Origin of the sequence: Nocardioides segetis (genome assembly GCF_051390595.1) — a bacterium.
Classification (GTDB): Bacteria; Actinomycetota; Actinomycetes; order Propionibacteriales; family Nocardioidaceae; genus Nocardioides.
The window spans coordinates 139,696-164,991 of the sequence record NZ_JBNINR010000002.1; the positions used below are offsets into that span (position 1 = coordinate 139,696).

Here is a 25,296-nt window from a genome sequence, read left to right on the forward strand (position 1 = left end):
GGCACTAGGGTGGAGACCATGCCGAGCAGCCAGACCTACGCGGTGGTGGGCGCGGCGCGCCTCTTCGCGCTGCTGGCCATCGGCGGTCCCATCGCCTGGTTCCACCAGGAACAGGGGCTCCTCGCGCTCGCCGTCGTGGGTGGGATCTGGATCTACCAGGGCGTGACCGCCACCCGGCGCGAGCTCGAGCTGTCGCTGAGCCCGGCGACCGAGGCAGCGGCGATCGGCGTGGTCTGCGCACTGGGCATGGCCGACTCTCCGGTGATCCTCGCGGCGCTCGTCGTGCCGCCGCTCTATGCCACGGCGATCGCCGGGGTCCGGACCATGCTCCGGACGGTCCTCGTCGAGTTGATCACCGTGGTCGCGCTCGGTCTGATGTGGTGGGAGTCGGTCACCGCCGACCAGGCGGTGGCGATCTTCACCTGGACCATGGCGGGGCTGGGACTGAGCCTGATCGCCGCGGTCACCTTCTCCTCCGACCGGGTCACCGACCCGTTGGCGCCCTATCGCGACGCCCAGGAGCACCTCAAGCAGCTCATCGACCTGGCCGGCAGCCTGAGCTCGGGCCTCGACGTCGGCGCCCTGGGCGGCGAGCTGCTCAGCCAGGTCGGCGACGACATCCCCAACCGGGCCCTCGTGCTGTACGTCCCTCGCGGCGAGACCCTGTCGCCTGTGGCGTCCACCGTCGAGCTCGGCGCGGCCGACGCGGTCGCCGTCGAGACGCTCGCCGGCGACGTGCGGCTGCAGGCGCCGGACGCCGGCCACCCGGTCGAGATCGGCGAGGGCTTCGCCTTCCGGGTCAGCGAGCAGGCCATCGTCGCCGGCCTGCGCCCGGCCGGCTCGGACGTCGGGCGCCCGCTCCCGCTGGCCGCGGTGGCCCGCGATCTCGCCGACATCGCGGTCAAGCTCGACGCGGCCCTCCTCTTCGCGCAGTTCCGCGATGCCGCGACCGCCGACGAGCGCAACCGACTCGCCCGCGAGATGCACGACGGTGTGGCCCAGGACATCGCGTCCCTCGGCTACATCATCGACGCCCTGGCCGCCCGGCCGGCCGACGAGCAGCAGGCGAAGGCACTGGGCATGCTGCGCGACCGCGTGACGAAGGTCGTGGCCGAGGTGCGGCAGTCGGTGATGAACCTGCGCACCAGCATCGGCGAGAGCGAGAGCCTCGGCGCCGCGATCAGCAATGTCGCGCGTCATCTCTCCGAATCGTCCGGCATCCCCATCCGGGTGCGCCTCGACGAGCAGCCGACCCGGCTGCGCCCCGAGGTGGAGGCCGAGCTCTTCCGGATCGCCCAGGAGGCGATGAACAACGCCGTCAAGCACGCCCGGGCCACCTCGATCGACGTGCGCTGCCAGGTCTACGCGCCGGAGGCCATCATCACCGTCACCGACGACGGCGTCGGCATGCAGGCGGCACGCTCCGACTCGCACGGGCTGAAGATCATGCGCGAACGTGCCAGACTGATCGGCGCGGAGCTCGTCGTCCGCGACAACGCCAGCCGGGGCCTGACGGTCACGGTCGCCCTCAAGATCCCCCGGAGCGCGCTCGCCAGCGACGACGCCTCCCCGATCCTCACGGAGCAACGATGACCCACCCCGCCGGCGCCCCCACCACCGTCCTGCTCATCGACGACCACGAGCTGATCCGCGACGGTCTGGGCGCGGTCATCGACCTGGAGCCCGACCTGAATGTGGTGGCGACGGCGGGCTCCGTCGCGGAGGGGGTGCAGCGCTACCGGGAGGTGCGCCCCGACGTCGTCATCACCGACCTGCAGATGCAGGACGGCACCGGACTCGACGTGGTCCGCACGCTGCGCAAGGAGAGCGACGAGGTCGGCCTGATCGTGCTGACCATGCACTCCGGCGACGAGCAGATCTTCGCCGCCATGCAGGCGGGGGCCTCCGGCTTCGTCGGCAAGGACGCGCCGTCGACCGAGGTGATCAAGGCGGCGCGGCATGCCGCGGTCTCCCCCAAGGCCTTCGTCTGCGCCGGCCTCGTCGGGGCGATGATGCGCCGCCAGTCGGCCGAGTCGACGGCGCTGACCGAGCGGGAGCACGACGTGCTGCTGCTGCTCGCCGAGGGCCTCAACGCCGCGGCGATCGGTCAGCGGCTCTATCTCTCGGAGTCGACGACCAAGTCCCACATCGCCCGGATCTACCAGAAGCTGGGCGCCGCCAACCGGGCCCAGGCGCTGGTCACGGCGATGCGGATCGGTCTGCTCTCGACCGTCCAGCCCTCCGCCCGCTGACCCGGTCCGCCCCGGCGAGCCGGGACCCCTAGCACGCGGTCCGGCGCTAGTCAGAAGTGACTAGCCGCGAGGAGACGAACTCCCGATCCCCCACCGGCGCGATTCCGGCAGAGTTCCCGCTATCGGGGAGCACTCCCCGGGGACAAGGCAGCACCAGTGCACACAGGGAGAACCCGATGATCCAGTACCTCCAGCTTCTCATCAACGCCCGCCTCGCCAAGATGGAGGAGCGCGGCGCCACGGCCGTCGAGTACGGCCTGCTCGTCGCCCTCATCGCGGCGGCCATCATCGCGGCCGTTCTGCTGCTCCGCGGCTCCATCCAGGATGCCTTCACCGACACCGCCAACAGCATCGACAAGCGCTGACGCAGCGCGAAGCGACGAGCGAGGGTCCGGTGTTGCAGGTGCGGCGCCCGGCCCTCGTGAGTCTTTTCCGGACAGGCGCGACAAGCGGATCGATCGTCCCGAGGACGCCGACCAGGGGAAGGAGCACGGTGCAGCGTGGCGCGACCGCCGTCGAGTACGGCCTCCTCGTCGCACTGATCGCCGCCGCGATCGTGTTCTCCGTGCTGGTGTTCCGAGGCGAGGTCGTCGGGCTCTTCGAGCACACCAACGCCAGCATCGACAACGCGGTCACTCCGTAGGCCGCGCCTCGAAGCGGTTGGCCAGCCCGATCCGCTGCAGCACCGTCGGGTGCGAGCCGAACCACCACTGCGACCATGCCGGGGGCGTGGGGTCGGCATGGGACCGCAGGGCCAGACGGCGCTGGAGGTCGACGAACGCCTGGGGGGCGTTGGTCACCTCCAGCGCCGTCTGGTCCGCGCGCGTCTCCAGGACGCGACTGATCCCGTTCTGCGCCGGCGCCGTCAGCACCGTCGCCAGCGCGACCAGCGCCAGGATCCGGGGCACCGCAGACACCTCGTCGGCCGCCCCGTCGGCTGCCCCGTCGGCCGTTTCTTCGTGGTTCGGCGGCGGCTCCCGGTCCGGGCGCGCGCGCCGAGGGCCCGGCAGGACGAGGCCGAGCAGTCCCACACCCAGCAGTGCGCCGGACGCCCCGAGGAGCGTGCCGGTCAGCACGTCGTCGTACTTCGCGTGCGCGAGCTCGTGCGCGACGACCGACAGCGCCTCGTGGCGAGGCGAGTCGTCGACCAACGTGTCGTAGAGGACGACCCGGCGGCTGTGCCCGAAGCCCGACACATAGGCGTTGAGGGTGGTGGTGCGGCGCGACGCGTCGGCGACCAGCACGTCGTCGACGGCGACGCCCTCCGCGTCGGCGAGCGCGAGCACCTCCGAGCGGAGCGGGCCGTCGGGCAGCGATGCGAACCGGTTGAACACCGGCTCCACGACCATCGGATAGGCGAACGAGCCGAGCATGACCAGCATCGCGGCCGCCAGCCCCGCGACCGCCGGCCACAGTCGCGGCAGGCGGCGCATGCAGCCGACGAGTGCGATGACGGCGATCGACGTCCCGACGACCGTCACCAGCAGGCCCTTGACCCGGTCGACGCTCCACTCGGCCCAGGTCCCGGCCACCAGCCCCTCGTCGAGGCCGAGCAGCCGCAGGGCGACGCCGAACGGCAGGGCGACCAGCTCGCCGACCACGCTCAGCGACAGCACGACGAGGACGACCCGGGCCCACCACCACCCGCGCAGGCGGCTCACCCAGCGCCGGCCGGCGCGTCCGAAGCCCAGCCACACCGCCACGCCGAGGGAGACGGCGAGGCGCGACCAGCTCCAGACCCGCGCCCACTGGGCGTAGTGCTCGCCGCGCTCGATCTGCTCGGGGGTGAACACCGAGGAGGCCGTGACCGGATCGGGCAGGCCGCCCGGGACCGGATGCCACGGCACGCGGGCCAGCGCGATCAGCACGAAGGCGGCGGCGCCCAGCAACGCGGTGCCGAGCGCGACGCGGCGCACGGCCGCGGTGTTGTCGAGCACGCGGTCAGCCTGCCACGCCCGGCAACGCCGCGAGGCGGTCCTGCCAGGCCGAGGTGAGCTCCGCCTCCGTCCAACCGGCGTGCTCGCGCAGCGCGCTCGCGAGACCGCGGCCGCCGAGGACGTCGTCGTAGACCTCGACCAGCGCCCGCTCCCCCGCGTGCTCGGCGAGGGTGGCGCAGACGAGCCAGGCCGCCTCGTAGACGGCCCCGAGGTGGCTGGCCGTCGGGTCGAAGTCGCCGGGGGCGGGCAGCTGTGCCGGCGGGCCGTCCCGATCGACCTGAGCGGCGATCTGGCCCGCCGTCGTCGTCAGGGGCAGATCGACGTCACGCAGCGCCACGTAGTCGGCGAAGCCCTCGACCAGCCACAGGGGCGCCCGGCGCGCCGCCACCGCGTCGGTGAGCGCGTGCACCGCCTCGTGGGTCATCACGACCTGGGCCGCGACCCGGTCGAGACCGTCGTACACACTCCGGTTGACGAACACGTGCACCGGGCTCCCGGCGGCCTCGGTGCCGTCGACCGGCGCGGTGATCGCCGCGATCGCGTCGTACTGCCCCGGCTCGGTGTCGAGCGCGCGCCGGAGCCCGTCGGCGTCGGCCGGCACCTCCACGACGAGACCGCCGTCGCCGGGCACCAGCGCGCGGACCTGCTCGACCGCGCGGCGCGCCACCCGGAGGTAGCGCTCGGCATCCGCGTCGTCGCCCGCGACCGCGACCGCCACCTCCCCGTCGGTACGTACGGCGAGCGGACCGCTCAGCCACAGCGGGAGGCGGGCACCGGTGCCGCCCACCGCGGCGATCGCGACCCCGCTGCCGGTGCTGGCGCCGGCGAAGGTGACAGGGAGCTCGGTCCGGGCCGGGACGGCGTCGATGTCGTCGACCCGCCAGGTCAGCGCCACCTGGCCGTCCCAGGCGTCGGCACCGCTGGTGCGGCCGGTCTCCGTCACATAGCGCAGGGTCACGTCGACGAGCCCGAGTGCGTCGGCGTTGGCGACCGCGGCCATGAGGAGGTCCCGCGCGGCGGCGTCGGCCGCCAGCTCGGCGGCGGCGCGCCCGTCGCCGTCACGGATCGCCTCCTGGAGGCCGGCCAGGGTCGCGGACGCCGCGGCGGCGTCCGCGACGTCGCTGGTGACGACCGGCGGCGGCGCGACGTAGTCGTCGCCGGAGCAGCCGCCCGCCAGGAGGGCTGCCGCCGTCAGGACCGCGGCGAGGGAGCGTCCTCGTCGCGCTGCCGGGTGGCTCACCCAGGCCGGACCGCTCCGGTGTAGGGCATCTCGTCGAGGTCGGAGACCTTCACGCCGGCGCCAGGGTTGGCCGCGTGCACGATCAACCCGTTGCCGAGGTAGATGCCCACGTGGCTGATCGGGTTGTAGTAGAAGACGAGGTCGCCGGCCTGCAGGTCGCTCTTCGCGACCCGGGTGCCGGTGCCGTACTGGGCACGGGAGGAGTGCGGCAGGCTGACGTCGGCCTGGGCGTAGGCCATCATCGTCAGGCCCGAGCAGTCGAAGGCGTTGGGGCCGGCGGCGCCCCAGACATAGGCGTCGCCGACCTGGGCGAGGGCGTACTCGATCGCCGCGGCGGCGCGACCTGACGCAGGGATGGACGTGGCGTCGATCGGGCGGCCCGCGTTGCGGGACAGGAGCGCGGCGCGCTCCTCCGCCTCGAGCTGCGAGAGCAGGTCCTGGGCCTCGGCCAGCTTGGCGTCGGCGGTCTTCTTCTCCTCGGCCAGCTGTGCCTGCAGCTTCCGGATGTCGTCACGGCGCTCGGCGGTCTGGTCCCGGCGGATGTCGTAGGCCTCGAGCTCCGCGTCGTAGTCGGCGAGGAGCGAGTCCTGGAGCCCCTCCACGGTGGAGCGGGTGGAGAGCTCGTCGAGGAAGCCCTGGGAGTCGGAGGCCAACAGCTCACCGGTCGGCCCGAGGTTGCCGGACTGGTACTGCTGGATGAGCGAGTCGCGCACGTCGGAGCGGACGCCGGCGAGCGCGTCGCCCTGGCGGGACTGGTCGGCCTCGAGGGAGGCCAGGTCGTCGTTGAGCTCGGCGAGCTCGAGCTCGGCGTCGTTGTAGCGCTCGGCCGCCTGCTCCGACTCGTGGAAGAGCCGGTCGACGCGAGCCTGGACGGTGGTGATGTCGGGCTCCGCCTGCGCGGGGGTGGTCGCGCCGCTGATCGACAGCGTGATCGCTCCGGTGACGGCGAGTGCCGCGAGTGCGGCGGTGGTGCGTGTCCGGCCGTTCAGCACGAGCTGGCGGTCCCCTCTGGTCGTCGTACGCCTACCGGGTGAGCTGACGGGTTCGGGCACGACTCGCCCTACCCGCACTCCTCGCGCGGACCGCGGCCCGGTCGGACCGCTGCCCTCGCGCCTCGTGCGGGATTCACCCCAGAGTGGTTGGGTCCCCGGCTCCGGACCCCCGAGCGGCTCCGGACTCAGCGCGGTGCCCGCGCGGGTCGGTCGACCCACTCCTCGGACACCTGAGCGAGCAGCCTAGTCACAGGCCCCGGTCGCGCCAAACCCGTCTCGGGCGTGTTGGGGACGAACGTGGGGTCCCCCGCGCCTCAGCAGTCACATCTGCCCCACGGACAACGCTGGTCACCCTGGTCACGCCGACTCCACCCGGGGGCCGTCGACCGGCTGGACCAGGCGCAACGGGGGCACCAGGCCCCCGTCGGCCAACGCCTCGAGCGCGGCCATCTCGTCGTCTCCGATCACGAGCTCGGGAGGTGGCCCGAGCAGCACCGTCACCACACAGTCGTGGCAGGCCAGGCCTCGCACCACGCAGGTGTCGCAGTCGATCCTCGTCGTCATGGGGCGAGACTCGCACCGGCCCCCGACACAATCCCCGCGGCGGACTCGCGCGTACCGCCTCCCGCGCCCCTGCGCGACTGACACAATCCCCCGCGTGAGCGTCGAGCACCGCGCCCGGGCCCGCCGGACGGCCCGCGTCGGGTGGGCGCTGTTCCTGCTGACGACGGTGCTCTACGTCTCGACCGCCGGCTACCACCGCGTCCACATCGACGTCCTCTCCGCGGATGTGGGCGCCTGGCGGATCGCGGCGACCGGCACGCCCTCGATCGACGGGCTCGACACCTCCTCGATCAACCGCAGCCGGGTCGACCTGTTCTCCACCGTCCACGACGGGCGCACCGTCATCGCCCGATCGCCGGGCGTCATCGCGGCCGGCGTGCCGGGATACGCGCTGCGCCAGTGGGTGAGCGACGCCGGACCCGACGCCGAGGACTTCTCCACGGTGCCGCCCACGGTGACCGCGGCCGTGCTGACGGCGCTCAGCGTGCTCCTCATGTGGGGTGCGCTGCTCCGGCTGACCAGCCGACGCAACGCGACCGCCGCCGCCCTGGTGTTCGCGCTGGCGACACCGGTCTGGTCGGTGGCGGCCGACGGGATGTGGACCCACACGCTCACCGTGCTCGGCATCAGCGGGACGGCCTTCGGCGCGGCACGCGACCGCTGGCTGCTGGTCGGGCTGTTCGGGGGGATCGCGGTGTGGGGCAGACCCCACACCGCTCTGGTGACGGCAGCCGTCGCTCTCACGTGCGCGTGGCTCCAGCGACGGCCCGGGATCGTGGTCCGCGTCGCGGTAGTAGGCGCCGCGCTCACGCTCGGAGCCAGCCTGTGGACCTTCTGGCTCTACGGTCGCTGGACGCCGTCCGGCGGCTACGCCCCGACCCCCTACCTGTCCCGGGGCTCGGGCGCGCAGTACGACTTCAACCAGACGCTCGGCGGGCTGCTGCGCAACGAGGCGGCGATGTGGCTCTCGCTGGATCGGGGCATCCTGGTCTGGACGCCGATGCTCGTCTTCCTGCTACCGCTGGTCGTCCGCACCTGGCGCACCCAACCGGCCTGGACCCGGGCCCTCCTCCTCGCCGGTGTGGCGTACACCCTGTTCCAGGGTGCGGTCGCCCCGTTCCACGGCGGCGAGGGCATCTACGGCTACCGGCACGGCCTGGAGTTCCTCGCCTGTGCGACCCCGGCCCTGGTCGTGGCCGCCGCTCAGGCGGGGCAGCGCACGCGTGTCATGCTCCAGGCCACGGTCGGCCTCCAGTTCGCCGCCTTCGCCCTCGGAGGCGTACTCAACCGGCCCACACTCTCGTTCCGACACCAATGGACCGACAACGCCTTCGCCTCCGGGCTGCGCGACGTCCCGCTGCTGTGGGGGTGGGTGGCGATCAGCGTCGGCCTGGTCGTCCTGCTGTCCCGGATGTTCCTGCGCACGGACGAGCCGAGCAACTGAGCGAGCGTCGGCTCCCGGGCGCGGCTCCCGGGTTGCGTCGGAGGTGACGCCTACCGTCGGGGACATGACGGCAGCACCCCTCGGCGGCACGCGACGGTGGGATGCGCAGCGCGGGTTCGACGAGCTCGGCCGTCCGCTGCACGACGTCACCTTCTGCGTCGTCGACCTCGAGACGACCGGGGGCTCTCCCGGCGACGGCGACATGATCACCGAGATCGGCGCCGTGAAGGTCCGCGGCGGCGAGGTGCTCGGGGAGTTCCAGACCCTGGTCAACCCGCACACGGCGATCCCCGCGTTCATCGCCGTCCTCACCGGGATCACCAACGGCATGGTCGCCGACGCGCCATCCATCCGCTCGGCGCTGCCCGCGTTCCTGGAGTTCGCGGCGGGGTCCGTGATCGTGGCCCACAACGCTCGCTTCGACGTCGGCTTCCTCAAGCACGACGCGCTCCGGCTCGACATCGCCTGGCCGGACTTCGAGGTCGTCGACACGGTCAAGCTCGCCCGGCACGTGGTCACCCGTGACGAGGCGCCCAACCACAAGCTCTCGTCCCTGGCCCGCGTCTTCCGGTCCGGCACGACCCCCAACCACCGCGCGCTGGCCGACGCCCGCGCCACCGTCGACGTGCTGCACGGCCTCATGGAGCGCCTCGGCGGGCTCGGCGTCCACACCCTCGAGGAGCTCCAGGGCTACTCCAGCAAGGTCGCGAGCGCGGCCCGCCGCAAACGACATCTCGCCGAGCACCTGCCCCACGCTCCGGGCGTCTACCTCTTCCGCGACGACCGCTCCCGCGTGCTCTACGTCGGCACCTCACGCGACCTGCGGCGGCGCGTCCGCAGCTACTTCACAGCCTCGGAGAAGCGCACCCGGATCGGCGAGATGGTCCAGATCGCGTCGTCGGTGAGCGCGGTCGAGTGCGCGACGCCGCTCGAGGCGTCGGTGCGCGAGCTCCGCCTGATCGCCGAGCACAAGCCTCCCTACAACCGCCGTTCCCGGCACCCGGAGAAGGTCACCTGGCTGAAGCTCACCCGGGAGCCCTGGCCGCGGCTGTCGCTGGTCAAGCGGGTGCTCGACGACGACGCCGACTACCTCGGCCCGTTCTCCTCACGCGCGGCCGCCGAGAGCTCGCTGGCCGCGCTGCACGAGGTCTTCCCGATCCGCCAGTGCAACGACCGCCTGGGCCGACAGCCGCGACGCAGCGCCTGCGTGCTGGCCGAGATGGCCCGCTGCCTGTCCCCCTGCGACGGGAGCGTCGACCCCCAGACCTACGCCGCCGTCGTCCGCCAGCTGCGCGACACCCTGCTGCGCCGTCCCGACGACGTCGTCGACCTCGTCCACGCACGGATGTCGGACCTCGCCGCCCAGGAGCGGTTCGAGGAGGCCGCCCGCCACCGCGACCGGCTCGCCGACTTCGTGCGCGCGGCGGCCCGCACCCAGCGGCTGAGCGCGCTCACCCGATGTCCCGAGGTGGTCGCGGCCCGCCGCGAGGACGACGGTCGCTGGGCCGTCCACGTCGTGCGCCACGGGCGGCTCGCGGCGGCCGGCGTGATCCCCTCCGGCGCCGACGCCCTCGCCTACGTCGAGGGCCTGCGCGCCTCGGCCGAGACCGTGCTGCCGGCGATCGGCCCCACCCCCGCGGCGAGCGCCGAGGAGTCCGAGCGGATCCTGCGCTGGCTCGAGTCGCCCGGGGTGCGCCTCGTCGACGTCGTCGGCGAGTGGGCCTGTCCGGTCCAGGGCGCGGGCCGCCACGCGCCGGCCTTCGAGCGCACTAGGGTGGCCCCATGATCACCGCCATCGTCTTCGTCCAGGCCGAGACCGCGCGGATCCCCGAGGTCGCGGAGGCGATCGCGGCGCTCGAGGGCGTCAGCGAGGTCTACTCCGTGACCGGTCAGATCGACCTGATCGCCCTGGTCCGGGTGAGCTCCCACGACGACATCGCCGCGGTGGTCGCCGACCGCCTCAACAAGGTCGACGGCGTCGTCGACACCGAGACCCACATCGCCTACCGCGCCTACTCCCGTCACGACCTCGAGGCGGCGTTCTCGCTCGGCCTCGACTGACCGACGTGTCCGACGCCGGGCCCCGGGCCGAGCAGCCCGGCGCGACGCCGTCGCGGTTCCCGTTGCTCGGCCGGGCGATCCCGGTGCTCGTCGGGTGCCTGCTCGCGCTCCTCCTGGTCCTGCTGGCCCGGCGCCCGTTCCGGGCCTTCGACACCTACTTCCACCTCCGCTTCGGCGAGGAGTTCCGGCACGGCTGGTCCATCGCCCACCCCGGTCAGCTCAGCAGCGCCTCCACCAACGACTGGGTGCCGACCCAGTGGCTCCCCCAGGTGGGGCTGTCGTGGGTCGACGACGTCGCCGGCACGACCGGGCTGGTCATCCTCCTCGGCGCCGCCGCGACGTCGCTGGCCGGCACGCTCTACCTACTGCTGCGCCACCGGGCCGGCCCGGCCACCGCCGCGACGCTCACCGCGGTGGTCGTGGCCGGCTGGCTGCCCAGCCTCTCCTTGCGCCCCCAGGTGCTCAGCTACCTGTTCCTCGTCGCCGTCGTCGCGGCCTGGGACCGGGCCCGCCGCACGGGCCGCGCGCCCTGGCTGTTGGTCCCGCTTGCCTGGGTGTGGGCGACCTGCCACGGCATGTGGGTCCTCGGCGTCGGCGCGAGCGCGGTGCTCGCCGTCGCCGTCGTCGTCGAGCGCCGCCCTCTCCGGCGCGCGACCCTGCCCCTGCTGGCGGTGCCGGTCGCGATGCTGCTGGCGGGCCTGGTCACGCCGGTCGGCCCGCGGCTGCTCTCGGCGGTGCTGCTGGTGAACTCACGGGCCGAGTACTTCCACGAGTGGCGTTCCCCCGAGCTGATCACGGTGGGCGCGCTGCCCGTGACCGGACTCCTGGTGGCAGCGGTGCTGCTGCTCGTGCGCCGCGGCGCCCGGCCCTACGACATCGGCCTGCTGGGGATGGGAGGCGTGTTCGCCGTCTACTCCCAGCGCACCCTGCCGCTGGCTCTGATCGTGCTCGCCTGCGTGGTCGCAGGCGCCGCGCGACGGCCGGCGCCCCGGATCACCTGGCCCGAGGGCGCCGGTCTGGCCGCCCTCGCGGTCCTCGTGCTGGCGGTGATCCCGAGTCAGTCCGTCCTGGACGACCCCGCCGACGACGTCCGACCGTTCACCGCCGCGCTCGACCAGCTGCCGCCGGGCAGTGTCGTCGTCACCGACTGGCGGGTCGGCAGCGTCCTGCTCTGGACCGAGCCGCACCTGGAGATCCCGCTGCACGGATACGGCGACGTCTACACCGACGCCGAGCTCGAGCGGTACGCCGACCTGGCGCGTCTCGAGCCCGGCTGGGACGCGACGCTGGCGCGGCTGGCGCCGGACGCCGCGCTGCTCCCCCTCGACGACCCGGTGACCTACGCGCTCGCCGACCGGGACTGGTCGGTGGAGCAGCGCGACGGTGGCATGGTGCTCCTCGCTCCACCGCCGGCCGAGCGTCCCTGAGACGCATCCGGCGGGCCCCGCCGAGCCGGAGCCGTGCCGAGGGCTCAGCGTCCGGCGGCGGCGACCCAGCGGTCCAGCGTGGCCTGCGCCGCACCGGAGTCGATGGCCTCGGCGGCCCGGGCGATGCCCGCGCCCAGCGCCTCGTCGTACGCCGTCCCGGGGGCGTCGTAGACGGCGAGCGCCGCACCGGCGTTGAGCAGCACCGCGTCGCGCACCGGACCCGACCTGCCGGCGAGCAGGTCCCGGACGACGCCGGCGTTGTGCCGGGCGTCGCCGCCGCGCAGGTCCTCGGCCGTCGCGCGCGCGATGTCCCACCGCGCCGGGTCGACGGTCACCTCGTCGACCTCTCCGTCGTGGACGACCCACAGCCGCGAGGTGGTGGTCGTGGTGAGCTCGTCGAGTCCGTCGTCGCCGCGGAACACCCAGGCGTCGACGCCGCGCCGGGCGAACACGCCGGCCATGATCGGCGCGAGCCGCACGTCCGCGCAGCCGATGGCCTGGGCCGCGGGCCGGGTGGGGTTCGCGAGGGGGCCGAGCACGTTGAACGCCGTACCGATCCCCAGCTCCTTGCGCGGCACGGCCGCGTGGCGCATCGCCGGGTGGAAGGCGGCGGCGAAGCAGAAGGTGATGCCGGCCTCCTCGGCCACCTCGGCGACGCGGTCGGCGGGCAGGTCGAGCCGGACGCCGAGAGCCTCGAGGACGTCGGCGGTGCCGGCCTGCGACGAGGCCGACCGGTTGCCGTGCTTGACCACCCGCGCACCGGCGCCGGCCGCGACGATCGCGGACATGGTCGAGATGTTGACCGAGAAGGAGCGGTCACCGCCGGTGCCCACGACGTCGAGGAGCCGGCCGGGGACGGTGATGGGCGTCATCACGGCGTACATGGCCTCGACGAGCCCGGTCAGCTCGTCGATCGACTCCCCCTTCGCGCGCAGGGCGACCATGAAGCCGGCGATCTGGGCCGCAGTGGCCTCGCCGGCGAGGATCTCGCCCATCGCCCAGGCCGACTGGGCAGGCGTCAGGTCCTCCCCGGCGACGAGGGTGCCGAGGACGTCGGGCCAGGTCATCGCTGGGTCTTCCGCTCCATGCCCGCTCAGGCCGGGACGCGGGCGCGCAGCAGCGAGATCACGGCCTCCGCGAGCTGGATCGGGTCGAGCGGGTGCGGCACGGCGGCGTCGGCGCGCGACCAGGTCGCCAGCCAGGCGTCCTGCGGGCGCCCCGTGAGGACGACGAGGGGCGGACAGTCGAGGATCTCGTCCTTGAGCTGCTTGGCGATGCCCATGCCGCCGGCCGGGACCGCCTCGCCGTCGAGGATGGCGAGGGCCAGACCACCTGCGTCCATGTTCTGGATGACCACGGGCTCGGTGGCGACCTCGACGTACTCCAGCTCCGGCAGGTCCGGGTGGGGCCGCCGCCCCAGGGCCAGGATGACCTGCTCGCGGGTGTGGACGTCGTCGCTGTAGACGAGCACCTTCAGTGTCGCAGGAGTAGTCACCCGCGTGATGCTACTCGGACGACGCGCCGTCCGTCGGTGTGACCTCGGTCGCGGCGCGCCGTTCCCGGTCCTGCTGCCGTTCGAGGCGGTCGAGGCGCCGGTCCTCGCGGCGGGCCTCCTGCATCGAGGCGCGCACCCACTGGGCGAAGAGCACCACGAAGAAGCCCACACCGACCAGGTCGCCGGCTCCCCACAGGATCCCGCCGGCGAGCCTCTGATCGTCGTACGGGTCGGGCAGCCACGCGCCGAGCGGGCCGTCGTGCAGCCTGGGATACCAGTCGCCGCCCAGGAGCGTCTTCTGACCCATGATCGTCACGCCGAGGAACGCGTGGAACGGCAGGGTCATCACGGTCAGCAGGACCCGGAACGGGTGCGCGACCCGCCCCGGCAGCGGGTCGACGCCGACGATCGGCCAGAAGAAGAGCGCACCGACGGCGACGAGGTGGACGTGCATCATCTCGTGGACGTAGGTCGAGCGGAGCGAGGCGTCGTACCAGCCGGTGAAGTAGAGCGCCCAGGGCGACAGGACGTAGAGACCGAAGGTCAACGGGGGGAAGCCCAGCACCTTCGCCACGCGGAAGTGCAGCACGGCCAGCAGCCAGCCGCGGGGGCGGCGCGGCAGGGTGCGCAGCGCGAGGGTGACCGGAGCGCCCAGCGCGAGCGAGAGCGGCACGACCATGGACAGCACCATGTGCTGGACCATGTGCGCGCTGAGCAGCACGGTGTCGTAGGCGGCGAGGCCGGACGAGGTCGCGAGGTAGAACGCGAGCAGGCCGAGGCCCCAGGCGACGGCCCGACCGGCGGGCCAGTGGTCGCCTCGGCGGCGCAGCGCGAGCACCCCCAGGGCGTAGAGACCGGCGGCCCACACCGTGACCACGAGCGGCAGCGGCGCGAGGCCCCACTCGGAGAGCAGCGCTCCGCCGTCGAAGGGGGGCAGGTCCTCGACCCCGGCCGCGCCGGATGACCACACCAGCACCACGCGTACCTCCCTGCCCCCGTCAGGACCTGTTCGAGCCTAGGTCGTGCGTGGTTATCGCTCAGAACGGGGGGTCGGGTGCCGCCCCGGAGCGTTAGACGCCATAATGGCGCCCGTGGCGATCTCAGCTTCGGCAACACTTCCGGCCTCGCGCCTGCACGGCCAGCACGACCGACCCAGCATGGTCGCCGTCGGCACCATCATCTGGCTGTCCAGCGAGCTCATGTTCTTCGCGGCCCTCTTCGCCGCGTACTTCACGATCCGCTCGGTCTCGCCCGAGATGTGGGCGGAGAACACCGAGCTGCTGAACGTGCCGTTCGCGTCGGTCAACACCACGATCCTGGTGCTGTCGTCGTTCACCTGCCAGCTCGGTGTCTTCGCCGCCGAGCGCGGGCAGGTCTCGCGCGCGGGATCGCTGCTGCAGGTCGGCAAGTGGGGCCTGCGCGAGTGGTTCATCCTGACCTACGTCATGGGCGCGATCTTCATCGGCGGACAGGCGCTCGAGTACGCCGAGCTCATCCACCACGGCGTCACGATCCCCAACGACGCCTACGGCACGATGTTCTACCTGACCACCGGCTTCCACGGCATCCACGTGACCGGCGGCCTCATCGCCTTCCTCTTCGTCCTCGGCCGCACGTACGCCGCCAAGCGCTTCACCCACGAGCAGGCGGTCAGCGCGATCGTCGTCTCCTACTACTGGCACTTCGTCGACGTCGTGTGGATCGGCCTGTTCGCGACGATCTACCTGATCAAGTGACGAGGCGGACCCGATGACGAAGAGCTGTTGGATCTTCCGGACTGACAAGGACTGAATGTGCGCCTTCTGAACCGATCCGCCGGTCGACTCTCGCGGCACCGCCGCGGTCCGATCGCCGGACTCCTGGTGCTCGTCTGTGGCCTGCTGCTGACGGGCGGTCTCTACGCGGCGCTCGCGCCGGCCCAAGCGGACACCGACCAGAGCCAGGCGGAGCTGGTCAAGGAGGGTCGCGAGCTCTTCCTGGTCGGCTGCGCGTTCTGCCACGGCCAGAACGGCGAGGGCGTGCTGACCCAGGGCGGCTCGCAGTACGGCCCGGCCCTGACCGACGTGGGCGCCGCCGCCGTCGACTTCCAGGTCGGCACCGGCCGCATGCCGATGGCCCAGCCCGGTGCGCAGGCGCCGCGCAAGGAGGTCGTCTACACCAAGGAGGAGACCGCCGCGCTGTCGGCGTTCGTCGCCACGCTCGGCACCGGTCCGGCGATCCCGGACAAGGAGCTCTACTCCACCGAGGGCATGAGCGAGAAGGAGGTTCAGGAACTCGTCGCCCGCGGCGGCCAGATCTTCCTCGCCAACTGCACCGCGTGCCACAACTTCGAGGGCTCCGGCGGCGCCATGCCGCGCGGCGGCTACGCGCCCAAGATCCGCGGTGTCGACTCCAAGCACATCTACGAGGCGATGCTCACCGGCCCGCAGTCGATGGACACCTTCTCCGACGGCAACATCCCGCCCGAGGACAAGAAGGCCGTCATCGCCTACCTCAACGAGCTCGACGAGAGCCCGAGCTACTCCGGCTTCACGCTGGGCAGCCTGGGCCCGGTGAGTGAGGGCATCATCGCCTGGATCGGCGGCATCGGCCTCCTGGTCGGCTTCGCCGTCTGGATCGCGGCGCACACCACCCGCTCGAGCAAGAAGAAGGACGAGGCGGCAGCGTGACCGACGCACACGACACCCACTCCGACCCGCAGGGGGGCGAGCTCGCGGTCGCCGGGCCGATCCCCGACCCGGGCCTGCCCGAGCACCAGTGGCGGCCCACGGACGTCGACCCGGCCAAGGAGAAGCGGGCCGAGCGCCAGGTCGCCACGCTGTTCGGCCTCTCCGCGGTCTCGACCGTCCTCTTCCTGGTCGCCTACTTCACCCTCGACATCGGCGACGACTGGCACGTCATCGCCGGCTTCGGCGCCTCGACCATGGCGCTGGGCCTGACCCTCGGCCTGGCCCTGATGTTCATCGGCGTCGGCGTCATCCACTGGGCCCGCAAGCTGATGGCCGACCACGAGATGGTCGAGCTGCGACACCCGGCCCGCTCCCCCGACGACGACCGTGAGGTCGCCGTCAAGGCGATCACCGACGGGCTCAACGAGTCCGGCATCGGCCGCCGGCCGCTGATCCGCAACTCGCTCCTCGGCGCGGTCGGCCTGCTCGGTCTGCCGGCCGTGGTCCTGCTGCGCGACCTCGGTCCGCTGCCGGGCGACAAGCTGTACCACACGATCTGGGGCAAGGGCCTGAAGGACAAGCCGATGCGGATCGTCCGCGACGGCATCTGGACCCCGATCCTCGCCTCCGACCTCGAGATCGGCGACCTGGTCAACTGCCAGCCCGACGCCCTGCACAACCCGGAGCGCTACGACATCGACCCGACCGAGGTCGAGGGCGTGAACCTCCAGATCCACAAGTCCAAGGCGTCGCTCATCCTGCTGCGGATGAACCCGGCCGACATCATCCCGGGCAAGGACGCGAAGGGCGACAGCCGGGAGAACTGGGCGGTCGACGGGATCGTCGCCTACTCGAAGATCTGCACCCACGTCGGCTGCCCGATCTCGCTGAACGAGCGCACGACGCACCACCTGCTCTGCCCGTGCCACCAGTCCACCTTCGACCTCGCCGACTCCGGCAAGGTGGTGTTCGGCCCCGCCGGCCGGCCGCTGCCCCAGCTGCCGATCGCCGTCGACGACGAGGGCTATCTGGTCGCGCAGAGCGACTTCGACGAGCCGGTCGGCCCGAGCTTCTGGGAGCGTGACTACTATGAGCGTTGATGTGAGCAAGGTCGCCTCGACCAACGGCACGACGCCCGCCACGGCCAAGGGCGGCAAGGCCGCCGGTGCCATCGCCACCTGGGCCGACGAGCGCCTCGGCCTCGGCACGGCGATGAAGAAGAACATCCGCAAGGTCTTCCCGGACCACTGGTCGTTCATGCTCGGCGAGATCGCCCTGTGGAGCTTCGTCGTCCTGCTGCTGACCGGCGTCTTCCTGACGCTCTGGTTCGACCCGAGCATGACCGAGGTCCAGTACAACGGCGCCTACGACCCGCTGCGCGGGGTCCACATGTCGTCGGCCTTCGCCTCGACGATGGACATCTCCTTCGACGTCCGCGGCGGTCTGCTCATGCGGCAGATGCACCACTGGGCCGCGCACGTCTTCATCGCCTCGATGATGATCCACATGCTCCGCGTCTACCTGACCGGTGCGTTCCGCAAGCCCCGCGAGCTGAACTGGGTCATCGGCTGCCTGCTCCTGCTGCTCGGCACGCTCGAGGGCTTCACCGGCTACTCGCTGCCCGACGACCTGCTCTCGGGCACCGGCGTGCGGGCCGCGGACGGCTTCATGAAGGCGTCGCCGGTCGTCGGCTCCTACATGTCGTTCTTCGTGTTCGGCGGCGAGTTCCCCGGCGACTCGATCATCCCCCGGTTCTACGCCGTGCACATCCTGCTGATCCCCGGCCTGCTGCTCGCGCTCGTGGCCGCGCACATGCTGCTGCTCGTCTACCACAAGCACACGCAGTGGCCCGGGCCCGGCCGCACCGAGCAGAACGTCGTCGGCTACCCGATGCTCCCGGTCTACGCGGCCAAGGCGGGCGGCTTCTTCTTCATCGTGTTCGGCACGATCGCGATGCTGGGCGGCCTGTTCTCGATCAACGCCGTGTGGAAGATCGGTCCGTACGACCCGTCCAAGGTGACCGCGGGCTCCCAGCCCGACTGGTACATGGGCTGGCCGGACGGCCTGCTGCGGATCATCCCGCCGTGGGAGACCCACATCTGGGGCATCACGCTCTCCTGGAACGTCATGCTCCCGATCCTGGTGATGCCGCCGCTGCTGCTGATGCTGCTGATGGCGCTGCCGTTCATCGAGTCGTGGATCACCGGCGACAAGCGGGAGCACCACCTGCTCCAGCGTCCGCGCAACGCGCCGACGCGGACCGCGATCATGGTCGCGCTGATGACCTTCTACGGCCTGTCCTGGGCCGCGGGCGGCAACGACATCATCGCGATCAAACTCCACCTGAGCATCAACCAGATCACCTACTTCATGCGAGGGGCCGTGATCATCGGCCCGGTGATCGCCTTCATCATCACGCGGCGCTGGTGCATCTCGCTCCAGCGTCACGACGAGGGCAAGCTGCTCCACGGCTACGAGTCCGGTGTCCTGGTCCGCTCGCCCGAGGGCGGCTACGCGGAGAAGCACCTGCCGCTCCCCGAGGGCAAGGCCTACACGCTCACCGCTCGCGACGACGACCCGCGGCCGGAGACGGCCGAGGAGATCGAGGCCTCGGGCGTCACCGGACGCCGGCTGCGCCTGCGCAAGCTGCGCGCCAAGCTGGCCACCGTGTTCTTCGCGGACAACGTCCAGAAGCCCACGGCCGAGGAGCTGCACGAGGCTCAGCACCACGCGGAGCACGAGCTCCACGAGCTCGAGTCGCAGATCGCCGCCGGCCCCAACCGGCACGGTCCGGCCGAGCACTGATCCGACGGCGAGGGCGTGTCTCCCACGTCCTAGTCCGAAAGGACTAGAGCCTGTCGGCATTTCCGGCGGATCGACGGATCCCGGTGGCGCGACCCGCCGCATAGCGTGCTCACGACGGTGTGGGGACGACGCGGAAGGGCGGGGCGATGACGGCAGTGCTGACCTCTCCCCTGGCCCCGGCGCGCCCGCGCCTGCGGAGCGCCACCGCGCGCCGTCTCACCCGGATCCGGGCGGTCGTCGTCGGGCTCGACGTGGTCACGCTCGGCCTCGCCGCCCTGGTCGCCGTCGCCGTGAAGTTCGGCTTCGCCACCTGGCCGCCCGCCGACGTCGACAGGGTCACGGGCGTCCCGCTCCTCGACTTCGGATGGGTGCTCCCCGTCTGGCTCGGCGCGCTGGCTCTCGCCGGCGCCTGGTCCTCCCGGACCCTCGCCCGCGGCGGCGAGGAGCTCAAGGCGCTGCTCCGCGGCTCGCTCGCCGGCGCGGGAGTCGTCGCGATGGCGGCGTACCTCGTCGACTACGACATGTCGCGGGGCTACTTCGCACTGACCTGGGGCATCGGCACCACGGGCCTGCTGCTGGAGCGGTACGCCGTACGCCGGGTCGTCGCCCGGTTGCGACGCGGCCACCGCCTGGTCAACCGGATGGTCGTGGTCGGCGACGCGGTCGCTGTCAGCGAGCTGGGTGCCGCCCTCGCCCGGCAGCCGGAGCTGGGATACCGGATCGTCGGAGCCTGCGTCGAGGGCTCCGCCCCGTCCTTCCCGGTGCCGGTCCTCGGTCGACCCGGTGCTGCTGTCGAGACGTGCCGCGAGCAGGACGCCGACACGCTGCTCATCGCCAACGGCTCGTTCTCCTCCTCGCTCGATCTCCGTCGGCTGGGCTGGGAGCTCGAGGACACCGACATCGACCTCGTCGTGGTCCCGAACCTGATCGACGTGGCGGGCCCTCGGATCCGGCTGCGCCCCGTCGCCGGCCTCCCCTTCGTCCATGTGGACCCACCACAGGTCGCCCGGGCCCTGCGCTGGGGCAAGGCGGTGTTCGACCGCGTCGGCGCGGCCCTGCTGCTCCTGGTGTTCGCTCCGCTCCTGCTCGCGGTCGCCGCGGCCGTCAAGCTCGATGACGGCGGCCCGGTGCTCTACCGGCATCGCCGGATCGGGCTCGACGGCCGGGAGTTCGGGCTCTGGAAGTTCCGCAGCATGGTGCCGGACGCCGCCGCGCGGCACGCGGCGCTCGTCGGAGCCCACGCTGCGACGCCGTTGCTCTTCAAGCTGCCCGCCGACCCGCGGGTGACCCGCGTCGGCGCCGTCCTGCGCCGCTGGTCGCTCGACGAGCTCCCCCAGCTGCTCAACGTCCTCGCCGGTCAGATGAGCCTCGTCGGTCCGCGCCCCCAGGTCGCCGAGGAGGTCGCGTGCTACAGCCCGGCCATGCACCGTCGGCTGCGGGTGCGCCCCGGGATGACCGGCCTGTGGCAGGTGTCCGGCCGCGCGGAGCTGAGCGCCGCGGAGGCCGAGCGCCTGGACCTCTCGTACGTCGAGAACTGGTCGATGACCAGCGATCTCGCGATCCTCGCCCGGACGGCACGCGCGGTCGTGCGCGGCGAAGGCGCGTTCTGAGCGTCGCGTCGCGATATCTTGCGGGTCCGGAGCCAGCGGCGCGTGGGGACGCCCGGTTGAGAGGGGCGAGGCGAGGAGCATGGTGACAGGAGCCTCGTCCGTCCGCGTGCTCCACGTGATCGAGAGCTACGGAAGCGGATCGCTCACCGCGACCGTCCAGTACGTCCGGAGCACCCCCGACCTCGAGCACCATCTGCTCCGGCGGATCCGCGACGACTACGTCCCCTTCGGCGAGGAGTCCCTGTTCACGACCGTGGCCGAGCTGCCCGCGTCAGCGGTCCGGAGCATCGGGTCCGTCCGGCGGGCCGTCCGGCGGTTGGCGCCCGACGTCATCCACGCCCACTCGAGCTTCGCCGGCCTGTACGCTCGCCTGGCGGTCCGCGCCGGCCGACCTGTGCGGGTCGTCTACACACCCCACTGCTTCGGCTTCGAACGCACCGACATCTCCCCGACGACACGCCGGGTGTTTCGGCTCGCCGAGTGGCTCCTCGCCGTCAACACCAGCGCGATCGCCGGCTGCTCGGTCGAGGAGGCGCATACGGCGCGGTCCTGGCGGACCTGCCGCCGGGCCGTCCACGTCCCCAACGTGGCGGCCGTGAGCCGGGCCGACCTCCCGTCTCGGGGCCTGGCCTCGCCCACGATCGTCGCCCTCGGGCGGATCTCCGCCCAGAAGGACGCCGACTTCTTCCGTGCGACGCTGCACGAGCTGCGGCGGCACGGACGGGAGGTCCGCGCGCGCTGGATCGGCGGTGGCGACCTCGCGGGATCTGCCCGTCTCGAGGCGGCGGGCGTCGAGGTGACCGACTGGGTCCCGCGTGACCGCGCACTCGACCTGCTCGCCTCGGCCGACCTGTATCTCCACACGGCCGCCTGGGAGGGCTTCCCCATGTCCGTCCTCGAGGCCCACCGGGTCGGCCTGCCGATCGTCGTGCGCGACATCGCCGCGTTCCGCCACCTGCCCGCAGCGGTGCGTGGAGACAGCCCGCGCGAGCTGGCCGCCCTGGCCGCCGAGCTCCTGGGTCCTTCCCGCGGTCCGGCCGACGAGAACCGTCGCCTCTGGGACCTCGCCCTCGCCGAGCACTCCCCCGACGTGCAGCGGACCCGGCTCCTGGAGGCGTACGGCGTTGCCTGAGCATCTCCAGGATCCCTCCGGCCCCGACGGCCGGCCGCTCTCGGTCGTCCTGCTGCACTGGGGGCGCAACGGAGCCGGACCGAGGCTCACCTACGAGCTCGCCCGCGCACTCCGGAGCCGCACGGACATCCGGCTCTCGATCTCCGACGTCGCCGGCACCGAGCGTGACGCCGACGTCGCGGACCTCGGCGTACGGCGGCTCGCCGTCGCCACCTACACCACTGCCAGGGGCGTGGTCCTGGGACTGCCGCGCCTCATGGCCAACGTGCTGAGGTTCCGGCGGTTCCTCCGCGCCACCGAGGCCGATGTCGTGGTGACGCCGATGTACAGCCTGTGGCACTCCCTCGCGATCAGACTCCTGCTGCCACGCCGGACCCCGCTCGTGGTGACCGTCCACGACGCGACTCCCCATGCCGGTGACGACCACGTCGTGAAGCTGTGGGCGCGCGCTGCTGAGATCGGCCGGGCGGACGCCGTCGTCACCCTGTCGGAGACGGTGGCCGCCGACCTCCGTCGACGACAGGGCGGCCTTCCCGTGTTCGTCACCGTCCACGGGGCGTTCGGCGACCAGAGCCCGACGGCGCCGCGGCGGGCACCTCGGCACGACCCGCCCGTCGTCGGCTTCTTCGGTCGGCTCCTTCCCTACAAGGGCCTCGACATCCTGGTGGCGGCATCCACCGTCCTGGCCCGGCGCGGGGTTCCCGCCGTCACCCGGATCCACGGCGACGGCACCGTCCCGCCGGAGCTCCGCCACGCAGGCCATCGCGTGGAGTGGAACCTCGGCTGGGTGCCCGAGGACCTGACCAACCAGGTGGTGGGCGACTTCGACGTCCTCGTGCTCCCCTATCGCGAGGCGTCGCAGTCCGGGGTGCTGTCGATCGCCCTGGCGGAGGGCGTCCCCGTCGTGGGCACGCCGGTCGGCGGTCTCGTCGAGCAGATCGAGGCCACCGGCTGCGGACTCGTCGCGGCGTCCGTCGATCCGGCGGCCATCGCGGCGGCGGTGTCCCACCTGCTCGACGACACCGACCGCTACGCCGAGTGCTCGCGCAACGCACTCGCCGCGGCGTCGACCGACCACGGCTGGGACCGCGTGGCCGCCGACTACGTCTGCGCCGTGAAGGCGGTCGTGGAGCGATGAGGCGCGTTCCGGCACCGCGCCGAACCGGTCCCGTGCGGCTATTGCTCGTCGTCCGGGCAGCGGACCAGATCGGTGGGCTGGAGACCGTCGTCCGCGACGCCGCCACCGGCCTCGATGGCGGCGAGTTCCAGGTCACGCTCGCCGTTGTCGGGGACGGTCCGGTCCCGGCGATCTTCGGCGGCCTCGACGTCGTCACAGCCGCGAACACAGCGGGCCTGCGCGCCGCCATGCGCTCCGCGGACGTCATTCACCTCCACTCCCCGACCCTGCTCGACTGGTCGGCGCGACTCCTGTGGCGCGGGCGACGCCGACGGACGCCGATCCTGGTTACTCTGCACCTCCCGTCGGAGCCCCGAGGCCGGCATACGGCCTCCCAGAGCATCATCGCGATACGACGAGTCCTCAAGGCGACAGCACTGCGGCTCTGCGGCGCCCAGGTCTATGCGCCGAGCCGGGCGGCCGCGTCGCTGGCCCGGCGAAGACTGCTGGGGATCGTCGCGGTCCGGCCGCTTGTCCAAGGCGTACGCGACCGCGGCGACCGGCCGCCACCGGCCCATCGCGGACTGGCGGTCGCCTTCGTGGGACGCATGGTCGAGCAGAAGCGCCCGCTGACGCTGCTGGAGGCCGTGGCCGACGCTCGAGCGCGGGGCGTGGAGGTCAGGATCGACTTCGCGGGCGACGGCCCCCTGCTCGCCCCGTTGAAGGACCAGGCACGGGCGCGCGGTCTGACCGCACCGGCCGTCCGCTTCCACGGTCATCTGGCCGACCCGACAGATGTTCTGGCCGCAGCCGACCTGCTTGTCCTGCCGTCCACCGCCGAGGGATGCCCGATCGTCGTCATGGAGGCCGCTGCACTGGGGCGTGCCAGCCTCGTACGTCGTGGCATCGAGGGCGTCGACGAGATCCTGCCGGGCGCGCACTTCACCGTCGACGCCCACGCCGACGCGCGAGCGATCGCGTCCCGACTCGGCGAGCTGGCGGCAGAGCGCGATGAGGTGATCGCAACCGGCCGGCGTGCCCGCGCGGCCTTCGAATCGACGTTCTCCCTCACCAGCGCGTGCGAACGCTATGCGTCGGTCTACCGTCGCGCTTGGGAGGGGAACGGTCGATGACGGCCGATCAGACCTCCGGATCTCCCGTGCTCATGGTCACGATGCACGACCACACCCGTCCACGCAGCGGCGGTCCCCTGCGAACGGCCGCTGTCGCCGCCGCGCTTCGCGCCTCGGTGGGGCCGACCGACGTCGTGTGGCGATGGCCGGTCGCCGGCGGCAGCTCGATCGGGGCCGAACGAGCAGCCAAGCCACACCTGCTACGAACGCTGCTCGGCTTCCTCCGCGTGCTGGCGACCGCGTTGGGCACGAGAAGCCCGACGGTCATGCGCACGGTCAGCTGGCGGATGGTCGCCAGGATCGTGCGGCTACGCTCCTCCACGGACTACCGCCTCGCGGTGCTGGAGTACAGCACGATGGCGGCCTACCGGCCGATTCTGCCAGGTCCCGTGGTGATCGACCTCCACAACGTCGAGAGTGCGCTCGCGGAGAGCTATGCCCGGTCGATTGCCGGCGACCACAGCCCGCGCGGCCTCGGTAGGCAGCTGTGGGCACGCTGGGATGCCCGTGGCTTGCGACGGGTGGAGACTCGCCTCGGCGTGACGTTCACCGCCGGTGCCGTGGTCAGCGCGTCTGACGCCGCCGCGCTCCATGCACTGGACGGTTTCCGTCCGCTTCCCCTGGTGCACGCCCCGAACGGCGTGACTGCGGCGGCCTTCTCCAGAAGCTGGCCGCGCCAGGATGCCGTCGCGTTCGTGGCGCTCCTCTCCTGGCGGCCGAACATCGATGCCGCCTGCTGGCTGGCGCGGGAGGTGTGGCCCGAGGTGCAGCGCGCACGCCCCTCCGCCGAGCTGTGGATCGTCGGCGCCCGCCCCGACCGTGAGGTGCTGGCGCTCGGCGCGCTGCCGGGCGTGAGCATCCACGGCGACGTCGACGATCCACTGGACTTCGTCGGCCCCGCCGCCGTGGCGACGGCACCGCTCCTCGCCGCAGGAGGCACCCGACTGAAGATCCTGGAGGCATTGGCGGCCGGGACGCCGGTTGTCGCCACCCGACGGGGAGCACTCGGGTTGGAGACGCTCCGCGGTCCCTACCTCACCGTCACCGACCGGCCCGAGCAGTTCGCCCGCGCCCTGGTCGCCGCGCTCAGGCAACGGGACGAGGTCGACCGGACCGAGGTGAGGGAGCTCGTCCAGGAATTCGTGTGGGATCGCGCGCTGCGTGACCTGGTCGTGCTGTGCTCGGACCTGGCCGCCGGGCGGCATCGGTGACTCGCTCCCAGGTGGCGAAGCGACTGGGGGGCTTCGCGCTCAACGTCGGAGTGGCCTCGGCAGCCGGGTTGGTATCGATCCCGCTGATCATCCGAGGCGTGGGAGCGGCGCCCTGGGCCGCTGTGGCCGTCGGTCAGGTCGTCGGCGGCATCGCCGCCATGCTTGTCAGTCTGGGATGGGGGGTCGCGGGTCCAGCCCGCGCCGCGG

The 25,296-nt window shown here is 72.4% G+C and carries 24 protein-coding genes and 1 riboswitch; of the genes, 17 read left to right on the plus strand and 7 right to left on the minus strand.

The window, feature by feature from the left end:
* Positions 1 to 18 precede the first annotated feature (18 nt).
* The 4 genes from ACPZVR_RS04315 (at position 19) to ACPZVR_RS04330 (ending at position 2,895) form a co-directional block, all read left to right on the plus strand.
* The gene (locus ACPZVR_RS04315) at positions 19 to 1,593 is read left to right on the plus strand and encodes a sensor histidine kinase (RefSeq protein WP_436698343.1); all 1,575 of its coding nucleotides are present in this window, start codon (positions 19 to 21) and stop codon (positions 1,591 to 1,593) included.
* On the plus strand, positions 1,590 to 2,252 hold the full coding sequence (locus ACPZVR_RS04320) for a response regulator transcription factor (RefSeq protein WP_436698344.1): 663 nt from the start codon (positions 1,590 to 1,592) through the stop codon (positions 2,250 to 2,252). The genes ACPZVR_RS04315 and ACPZVR_RS04320 overlap by 4 nt, the downstream gene beginning before the upstream one ends.
* A gap of 176 nt (positions 2,253 to 2,428) precedes the next feature.
* Entirely contained in the window at positions 2,429 to 2,617 is a 189-nt protein-coding gene (locus tag ACPZVR_RS04325) for a Flp family type IVb pilin (RefSeq protein WP_436698345.1), read from the plus strand.
* A gap of 128 nt (positions 2,618 to 2,745) precedes the next feature.
* The gene (locus tag ACPZVR_RS04330; RefSeq protein ID WP_436698346.1) at positions 2,746 to 2,895 is read left to right on the plus strand and encodes a Flp family type IVb pilin; all 150 of its coding nucleotides are present in this window, start codon (positions 2,746 to 2,748) and stop codon (positions 2,893 to 2,895) included.
* On the opposite strand, the gene ACPZVR_RS04335 is transcribed toward ACPZVR_RS04330, so the two are convergent.
* The 4 genes from ACPZVR_RS04335 to ACPZVR_RS04350 form a co-directional block, all read right to left on the minus strand.
* Complete coding sequence (locus ACPZVR_RS04335) at positions 2,885 to 4,189, minus strand: M48 family metalloprotease (protein WP_436698347.1); 1,305 nt, start codon at positions 4,187 to 4,189, stop codon at positions 2,885 to 2,887. The two genes, ACPZVR_RS04330 and ACPZVR_RS04335, sit on opposite strands and share 11 nt — an antisense overlap.
* A 4-nt stretch (positions 4,190 to 4,193) precedes the next feature.
* The gene (locus ACPZVR_RS04340) at positions 4,194 to 5,429 is read right to left on the minus strand and encodes a hypothetical protein (RefSeq protein ID WP_436698348.1); all 1,236 of its coding nucleotides are present in this window, start codon (positions 5,427 to 5,429) and stop codon (positions 4,194 to 4,196) included.
* Positions 5,426 to 6,421, minus strand: a complete 996-nt coding sequence (locus ACPZVR_RS04345) for a C40 family peptidase (protein ID WP_436698349.1) — start codon at positions 6,419 to 6,421, stop codon at positions 5,426 to 5,428. Before ACPZVR_RS04345 ends, ACPZVR_RS04340 begins: the two co-directional genes overlap by 4 nt.
* 26 nt (positions 6,422 to 6,447) lie before the next feature.
* Positions 6,448 to 6,612: riboswitch (cyclic di-AMP (ydaO/yuaA leader) on the minus strand.
* Positions 6,613 to 6,778: 166 nt separating this feature from the next.
* Positions 6,779 to 6,985 carry a hypothetical protein gene (locus ACPZVR_RS04350; protein WP_282399995.1) on the minus strand — a complete coding sequence of 69 codons (207 nt, stop codon included), beginning with the start codon at positions 6,983 to 6,985 and terminating at the stop codon, positions 6,779 to 6,781.
* A gap of 94 nt (positions 6,986 to 7,079) precedes the next feature.
* Between ACPZVR_RS04350 and ACPZVR_RS04355 the strand changes: the two genes are divergently transcribed.
* The 4 genes from ACPZVR_RS04355 (at position 7,080) to ACPZVR_RS04370 (ending at position 11,917) form a co-directional block, all read left to right on the plus strand.
* Positions 7,080 to 8,429, plus strand: a complete 1,350-nt coding sequence (locus tag ACPZVR_RS04355; protein WP_436698350.1) for a glycosyltransferase family protein — start codon at positions 7,080 to 7,082, stop codon at positions 8,427 to 8,429.
* Positions 8,430 to 8,493: 64 nt separating this feature from the next.
* Entirely contained in the window at positions 8,494 to 10,215 is a 1,722-nt protein-coding gene (locus ACPZVR_RS04360) for a DEDD exonuclease domain-containing protein (RefSeq protein ID WP_436698351.1), read from the plus strand.
* The gene (locus ACPZVR_RS04365; protein WP_141798319.1) at positions 10,212 to 10,490 is read left to right on the plus strand and encodes an Lrp/AsnC family transcriptional regulator; all 279 of its coding nucleotides are present in this window, start codon (positions 10,212 to 10,214) and stop codon (positions 10,488 to 10,490) included. Before ACPZVR_RS04360 ends, ACPZVR_RS04365 begins: the two co-directional genes overlap by 4 nt.
* A 5-nt stretch (positions 10,491 to 10,495) precedes the next feature.
* Positions 10,496 to 11,917, plus strand: coding sequence for a hypothetical protein (locus ACPZVR_RS04370; protein ID WP_436698352.1), 1,422 nt, complete (start codon positions 10,496 to 10,498; stop codon positions 11,915 to 11,917).
* 44 nt (positions 11,918 to 11,961) lie between these two features.
* On the opposite strand, the gene trpD is transcribed toward ACPZVR_RS04370, so the two are convergent.
* From trpD to ACPZVR_RS04385, 3 genes are read right to left on the minus strand one after another with little or no spacing between them, the layout of a single operon-like run.
* On the minus strand, positions 11,962 to 12,984 hold the full coding sequence (gene trpD, locus ACPZVR_RS04375; RefSeq protein WP_436698353.1) for an anthranilate phosphoribosyltransferase: 1,023 nt from the start codon (positions 12,982 to 12,984) through the stop codon (positions 11,962 to 11,964).
* Between the two features lie 26 nt (positions 12,985 to 13,010).
* Positions 13,011 to 13,412, minus strand: coding sequence for an Rv3143 family two-component system response regulator (locus tag ACPZVR_RS04380; RefSeq protein WP_436698354.1), 402 nt, complete (start codon positions 13,410 to 13,412; stop codon positions 13,011 to 13,013).
* Between the two features lie 10 nt (positions 13,413 to 13,422).
* A complete protein-coding gene (locus ACPZVR_RS04385; RefSeq protein ID WP_436698355.1) occupies positions 13,423 to 14,388 on the minus strand; it encodes a cytochrome c oxidase assembly protein in 966 nt (321 codons plus the stop codon).
* Positions 14,389 to 14,494: 106 nt separating this feature from the next.
* Between ACPZVR_RS04385 and ctaE the strand changes: the two genes are divergently transcribed.
* The 9 genes from ctaE to ACPZVR_RS04430 all read left to right on the plus strand — a co-directional run bounded on the left by ctaE (position 14,495) and on the right by ACPZVR_RS04430 (position 25,089).
* Complete coding sequence (gene ctaE, locus ACPZVR_RS04390) at positions 14,495 to 15,148, plus strand: aa3-type cytochrome oxidase subunit III (RefSeq protein WP_436698356.1); 654 nt, start codon at positions 14,495 to 14,497, stop codon at positions 15,146 to 15,148.
* Between the two features lie 57 nt (positions 15,149 to 15,205).
* Positions 15,206 to 16,081, plus strand: a complete 876-nt coding sequence (gene qcrC / locus ACPZVR_RS04395) for a cytochrome bc1 complex diheme cytochrome c subunit (RefSeq protein ID WP_436698357.1) — start codon at positions 15,206 to 15,208, stop codon at positions 16,079 to 16,081.
* Positions 16,078 to 17,181 (plus strand): cytochrome bc1 complex Rieske iron-sulfur subunit, encoded by a 1,104-nt coding sequence (qcrA, locus tag ACPZVR_RS04400; RefSeq protein ID WP_436698358.1) that lies wholly within the window; start codon positions 16,078 to 16,080, stop codon positions 17,179 to 17,181. The genes qcrC and qcrA overlap by 4 nt, the downstream gene beginning before the upstream one ends.
* Positions 17,171 to 18,886, plus strand: coding sequence for a cytochrome bc1 complex cytochrome b subunit (gene qcrB, locus ACPZVR_RS04405; protein ID WP_436698359.1), 1,716 nt, complete (start codon positions 17,171 to 17,173; stop codon positions 18,884 to 18,886). Before qcrA ends, qcrB begins: the two co-directional genes overlap by 11 nt.
* A 146-nt stretch (positions 18,887 to 19,032) precedes the next feature.
* The gene (locus tag ACPZVR_RS04410; protein ID WP_436698360.1) at positions 19,033 to 20,496 is read left to right on the plus strand and encodes a sugar transferase; all 1,464 of its coding nucleotides are present in this window, start codon (positions 19,033 to 19,035) and stop codon (positions 20,494 to 20,496) included.
* 79 nt (positions 20,497 to 20,575) lie between these two features.
* On the plus strand, positions 20,576 to 21,628 hold the full coding sequence (locus ACPZVR_RS04415) for a glycosyltransferase (protein ID WP_436698361.1): 1,053 nt from the start codon (positions 20,576 to 20,578) through the stop codon (positions 21,626 to 21,628).
* The gene (locus ACPZVR_RS04420) at positions 21,621 to 22,766 is read left to right on the plus strand and encodes a glycosyltransferase family 4 protein (protein WP_436698362.1); all 1,146 of its coding nucleotides are present in this window, start codon (positions 21,621 to 21,623) and stop codon (positions 22,764 to 22,766) included. The genes ACPZVR_RS04415 and ACPZVR_RS04420 overlap by 8 nt, the downstream gene beginning before the upstream one ends.
* Before the next feature lie 41 nt (positions 22,767 to 22,807).
* Complete coding sequence (locus tag ACPZVR_RS04425) at positions 22,808 to 23,878, plus strand: glycosyltransferase family 4 protein (protein ID WP_436698363.1); 1,071 nt, start codon at positions 22,808 to 22,810, stop codon at positions 23,876 to 23,878.
* Positions 23,875 to 25,089: a glycosyltransferase family 4 protein gene (locus ACPZVR_RS04430; RefSeq protein WP_436698364.1), complete on the plus strand. Its 1,215-nt coding sequence runs from the start codon at positions 23,875 to 23,877 to the stop codon at positions 25,087 to 25,089. The genes ACPZVR_RS04425 and ACPZVR_RS04430 overlap by 4 nt, the downstream gene beginning before the upstream one ends.
* Positions 25,090 to 25,296: the final 207 nt, after the last annotated feature.

Excerpts from the sequence above, each read along its gene's own strand:
- ACPZVR_RS04315 (WP_436698343.1), top strand. The coding sequence starts at position 19 with ATGCCGAGCAGCCAGACCTACGCGGTGGTGGGCGCGGCGCGCCTCTTC.
- ACPZVR_RS04320 (WP_436698344.1), top strand. The coding sequence starts at position 1,590 with ATGACCCACCCCGCCGGCGCCCCCACCACCGTCCTGCTCATCGACGAC.
- ACPZVR_RS04325 (WP_436698345.1), top strand. The coding sequence starts at position 2,429 with ATGATCCAGTACCTCCAGCTTCTCATCAACGCCCGCCTCGCCAAGATG.
- ACPZVR_RS04350 (WP_282399995.1), bottom strand. The coding sequence starts at position 6,985 with ATGACGACGAGGATCGACTGCGACACCTGCGTGGTGCGAGGCCTGGCC.
- ACPZVR_RS04360 (WP_436698351.1), top strand. The coding sequence starts at position 8,494 with ATGACGGCAGCACCCCTCGGCGGCACGCGACGGTGGGATGCGCAGCGC.
- ACPZVR_RS04365 (WP_141798319.1), top strand. The coding sequence starts at position 10,212 with ATGATCACCGCCATCGTCTTCGTCCAGGCCGAGACCGCGCGGATCCCC.
- trpD (WP_436698353.1), bottom strand. The coding sequence starts at position 12,984 with ATGACCTGGCCCGACGTCCTCGGCACCCTCGTCGCCGGGGAGGACCTG.
- ctaE (WP_436698356.1), top strand. The coding sequence starts at position 14,495 with ATGGCGCCCGTGGCGATCTCAGCTTCGGCAACACTTCCGGCCTCGCGC.
- qcrB (WP_436698359.1), top strand. The coding sequence starts at position 17,171 with ATGAGCGTTGATGTGAGCAAGGTCGCCTCGACCAACGGCACGACGCCC.
- ACPZVR_RS04410 (WP_436698360.1), top strand. The coding sequence starts at position 19,033 with ATGACGGCAGTGCTGACCTCTCCCCTGGCCCCGGCGCGCCCGCGCCTG.
- ACPZVR_RS04415 (WP_436698361.1), top strand. The coding sequence starts at position 20,576 with ATGGTGACAGGAGCCTCGTCCGTCCGCGTGCTCCACGTGATCGAGAGC.
- ACPZVR_RS04430 (WP_436698364.1), top strand. The coding sequence starts at position 23,875 with ATGACGGCCGATCAGACCTCCGGATCTCCCGTGCTCATGGTCACGATG.